Origin of the sequence: Leptolyngbya sp. FACHB-60, assembly GCF_014695775.1 — a bacterium.
Taxonomy (GTDB): Bacteria; Cyanobacteriota; Cyanobacteriia; order Phormidesmidales; family Phormidesmidaceae; genus Nodosilinea.
In genome coordinates this window covers 1-4,081 of sequence record NZ_JACJOX010000079.1, presented here as the reverse complement: position 1 = coordinate 4,081, position 4,081 = coordinate 1, and the positions used below count along the sequence as shown (strand labels likewise).

General features: G+C 50.0%; 4 protein-coding genes and 2 pseudogenes. 1 reads left to right on the top strand and 5 read right to left on the bottom strand.

What is annotated here, in order from left to right; genetic code table 11:
• The 3 genes and pseudogenes from H6F57_RS28525 to H6F57_RS26590 form a co-directional block, all read right to left on the bottom strand.
• Positions 1 to 113 (bottom strand): annotated as a pseudogene (locus tag H6F57_RS28525) (disulfide bond formation protein DsbA); the annotation flags it as partial.
• Between the two features lie 419 nt (positions 114 to 532).
• A complete protein-coding gene (locus tag H6F57_RS26595; RefSeq protein ID WP_190795057.1) occupies positions 533 to 949 on the bottom strand; it encodes a hypothetical protein in 417 nt (138 codons plus the stop codon).
• Positions 942 to 1,835: a pirin family protein gene (locus tag H6F57_RS26590; protein WP_190795056.1), complete on the bottom strand. Its 894-nt coding sequence runs from the start codon at positions 1,833 to 1,835 to the stop codon at positions 942 to 944. The genes H6F57_RS26595 and H6F57_RS26590 overlap by 8 nt, the downstream gene beginning before the upstream one ends.
• A 124-nt stretch (positions 1,836 to 1,959) precedes the next feature.
• On the opposite strand from H6F57_RS26590, the gene H6F57_RS26585 reads away from it, so the two are divergent.
• Complete coding sequence (locus H6F57_RS26585) at positions 1,960 to 2,514, top strand: PadR family transcriptional regulator (protein WP_190795055.1); 555 nt, start codon at positions 1,960 to 1,962, stop codon at positions 2,512 to 2,514.
• A gap of 102 nt (positions 2,515 to 2,616) precedes the next feature.
• Here the strand turns inward: H6F57_RS26585 and H6F57_RS28520 are convergent.
• A pseudogene (locus H6F57_RS28520) lies at positions 2,617 to 3,014 on the bottom strand (pirin family protein); the annotation flags it as partial.
• Positions 3,004 to 3,489, bottom strand: coding sequence for a nuclear transport factor 2 family protein (locus H6F57_RS26575; RefSeq protein WP_190795054.1), 486 nt, complete (start codon positions 3,487 to 3,489; stop codon positions 3,004 to 3,006). The pseudogene H6F57_RS28520 and the gene H6F57_RS26575, both read right to left, overlap by 11 nt.
• Between the last annotated feature and the right edge of the window lie 592 nt (positions 3,490 to 4,081).

The following is a 4,081-nucleotide window of genomic DNA, read 5'->3' as shown; positions in this document are numbered from 1 at the left end:
TCTTGATAGTCTCCATACATCACCAGCACGACCTTTGCACTCAGCACACCTTGCATCCAATCTTGGGTTGAAGGGGGTACAAGTAAGGGACCGTGACTACGATCGTCGTTCATCTTTCTACATTCGTATCAGACAGGAAACCTTGTAATTAACTTACTCGGTCACTTGACTGCATCTCTATTTGCATAAATTCAATATAGAAGATCGCCTTCGAGTCGTCGTCTATAGCGAGTTAAAAGTTTTACAGTACAGACTGATAGAGTTGCTATGCGATCGCAGAGTAGAAGGCTGGTTATAACTTAAGTTAGAATCGGACACACTGATTTGTTTGAGAGTACATCAGTTTGTAGTGACTATCAGAGTAGGTAGTATCATCAGTCAAACGTTTCTCTCCCAATGGGGCGGATTCCCAAATCGTTGAATCAGGAAATCAATAAACACCTGAACACGTCGCGAATGCTTACGACTCGGTAAACACAATGCATAAAAGCAGTTCGTCCAGATTAAATTTAATCTGGACGAACTGCTCAATTTATAGTTGAACTTTAGTCGCTAGCAGTGTGACCAAATCAGCATGAGCTAACACCACATCGGGGTTGCGTTGAAACGCCGCATCATACTTCACAGCAAAGTCATTTTCAGCTTCATCAGGTGTGAGTAGAATCCGAACATCAGCAATGAGAGCAGCAATTACCTCAGAGGTGATCGGCTCATCCGAGTGGATTAACTCATCAATTTTCACAATCAATTCTGAGAGGTGATGCAGCCAGGCAAATTGATCGTGATTGATCACTAGTTGCAGCAATTCACCTTTAGAAACCCGTCCGCGCACCTGTTCGTAACGAATACGCTCTGTATCCAACAACAGTTTATGCAAATGCAATAACTTGATGCGGATATCGGTCAGCAGTTGATGTTGGGTAATGCGGTGTTGAAGCGTGTTAAGCATGAATGTGTCCCATCCTTCCATTTCGGTAATCGTCGATCGCTTGCAGGATTTCGGCTTCAGTGTTCATCACAAAAGGACCATAGCGCACCACAGGTTCATTCAGCGGCACTCCAGCAATCAGCAATAGATCAAGGGGCTGGGTGGCATCCGCAGGATTGGCGATCGCCACTTCCTCACCATCAGGTGCAAAAATTACCATTTGCCCATCCTCACCCCGTTCCTGCTCAGTGCCAAACAAACCAGACCCATCGAGGACATAGGTAAAGGCGTTGTACTCTTTCGGTACCGGTTGAACCATGCTTGCTCCCGGTTGTAGCGTGAAGTGCAGGTAGATAATCGGGGTACGGGTTTCAATCACCGCTTTCGCCCCCAACGCTTCTCCCGCAATCACGCGCACCGTCACAGACCCATCTTTGGTCTGAGCCACCGGAATCTGCGCTGATGGAATTTCCTGATAATGAGGAGCAATCATCTTGTCCTGCTGCGGCAAGTTGACCCACAGTTGAATGCCGTGCAGTCGCCCACCCGTGCGGGTAAACTCAGCTTCTGGCATTTCGGAATGCACTACGCCTGCCCCAGCGGTCATCCACTGCACATCACCGGGATTGAGCAGTCCGGCATGACCGACCGAGTCCTTGTGTTCCAGCCGTCCATCCAGGACGTAGCTGACGGTTTCAAAGCCACGATGGGGATGATCCGGTGCGCCCTTTGCTTGACCGGACTTCAGATTCACGGGACCCAATTCATCGAGGAGGAGAAAGGGGTCAAACTCGGAAAAGCTACTCTTGGGAAAGGGACGACGCACCAGGAAGCCTGCTCCTTCAAGCGTTTCTACACTATTAATGATTCCAGCAACGGTTCGGAGTGTTTGAGTTTGAGTTGTCATACAGTTGCCTCCAGGCAGACAGTTTATAAAACTTGTCCTATATATGATTAATCATATATTAACATAGAAGGATATAAATTCTATGGGTAGGGCTTGTCCTCCCTGTTCGTTCGGTAAACCGCCTATGTCTCTTGCCCATGTGATTCTGGGTCTGCTCCAACAACAGGAGCGAACCGGCTACGACCTCAAAACCGAGTGCTTTGACGATTGCATTTCCCATCTGTGGCCAGCAGATCAGGCACAGATTTATCGGACTTTAGACAAACTGGAGTCACAGGGGTGGATTACCTGTACTGTTGAGATTCAGCACGATCGCCCCAATCGCAAGGTTTACCGGATTACCGAAGCAGGCGAAGCAGAGTTAACCCACTGGCTTCAGACACATCATCCGTTGCCCGTGTTGCGAGAGCCGTTGCTGGTACAACTCTATTTGGCGGCTCAGTTGCCTAACGAGGCGATCGTGGATTTGCTAGAGCAGGAACTGGAAGCACGGCAAGAAAAGCTAGCCCAGTGTGAGGCGATCGAGGCTCTATCTTTGAGTAATCCGACTGCATCGCGTGAACAAAAACTGCATCGACTGGTTTTGGACTTAGTGAAGCAACGGGAACAGACTTATTTAGATTGGTTGGAAAAGGCGATACGTGCTATGCACACGCTGCGCGATCGCAACAATCTGTAGCCAATCAACGTAAATTCCTTTGAATATATTGCGATGGAAAGTCAACAGAAATTCAAGCATTGACTACGACGTATGGAGGCGGAGAGGTATGTCATCTGCGCCAGTGCTTTGCGCCTCGCCATAGCGCCCACGCAGTGCCCGCGCAGGCCCTTCCTGCGGCACGTCGGACGGAGCCAGGTAGATGCTTTGCGCAGGCGTGTTTTCTTCCGCAGCGGGCAAGGCGATCCAGAGCTGGAAGCCTTTAACCTGCGTGTCGCCAACGGGGGTGCCGAGTGCCACACGCCGTTTCCTGCCTTTATCCATTCAACACCGCCAGCCGCCAAAACGCCTTGCTGACCAATCGTGTCCACATAGCGAAAGTTACCCTGAGTCATGAACGTCAGCGTCGCGATGCCGGAGTGCGGGTGTATGGGGAACCCTTGGTTCCCCACAGTGGCATCAAAACTGGCTAGGTCAAGGAACACGAACGGTTTTAGCAACTCGCCAAGGTCACCAGAACTTTGCGCCGCTCATGGCTGCCATGAACACCATCGGGTCCCAGTACTCGCGGTAGGTGACGATTAGCCCGTTCTTGAACGTGACAAACGTGGCGTAGCTCATTTCATAGGGGTTGCCGTTGCTGATCACCCGGCCTGAGACGCTCCATTCGGCAATAGCCATGTTGGGGTCGTTGGTGGCGTTGATCTTTAGCGTGGGAGTACTTTGAATATCGATGACGCTGGGATAGTTCTTCAAATACTCGTAGAAAGCCGCTCGGCCCACCAGCTTTCTGGACGCCACGTCGGGCGCGAAGGGGAATTCGGCGACGACGTTTTCGTCCCAGAGTTCAGCCCAGCCCTTAATATCTTTGGCTAGGAAAGTGTCCAGACTGAGCTTCAGCAATTGCGCTGCGGTCAGACCCTTGCCAGCCTCTTGCGTGTGTGCGGGTGCAGCGGTGGCGAGCGTGACGTCGCTTGTGAGATGATCTTGTGTCATGTGATTGTGTCCAGGTTGGGGTTGATGATGTTGACTTGCCCCTGCAGCAAATCTCAGAGCTATCGCTCTTTCGGGCGGGGTTGCTTTCACTGATTAGGTCAAGGAACACGAACGGTTTTAGCAACTCGCCAAGGTCACCAGAACTTTGCGCCGCTCATGGCTGCCATAAACGCCATACGGCACATGCCGCGCATTGGGGTGGCAGTGGCGCGGAGGACTGGGAGTTCAATGTCACGCACAAGTTGGAAGAGTCCGCTTTAATGATCAATCAGCAGCAGCACGCTGTCATTGGGATCGATCATTGTGTCGATGGTGTTGTTCATGGGTTTGTCTCCTTTTTCATTCAAATTCAATCAATGTCATTTTTCCTAGCTATCTGAAGTGTGGCCAGTTCTAGTAATCAGCTTCTTTCAGAGTGAGTTCAATATAGGAGATTGCCTTCAAGCCGTCGTCTACAGTGAGTTAAAACTTTTACAGTACAAATTGATAGAGCAACCATGCGATCGCAAAGTAGAAGGCTGACTCTAACTTAAGTTAGAATCCGAATTTGATCGAAAGTACATCCTACAAACTTACAATGCCGCGTTTAACG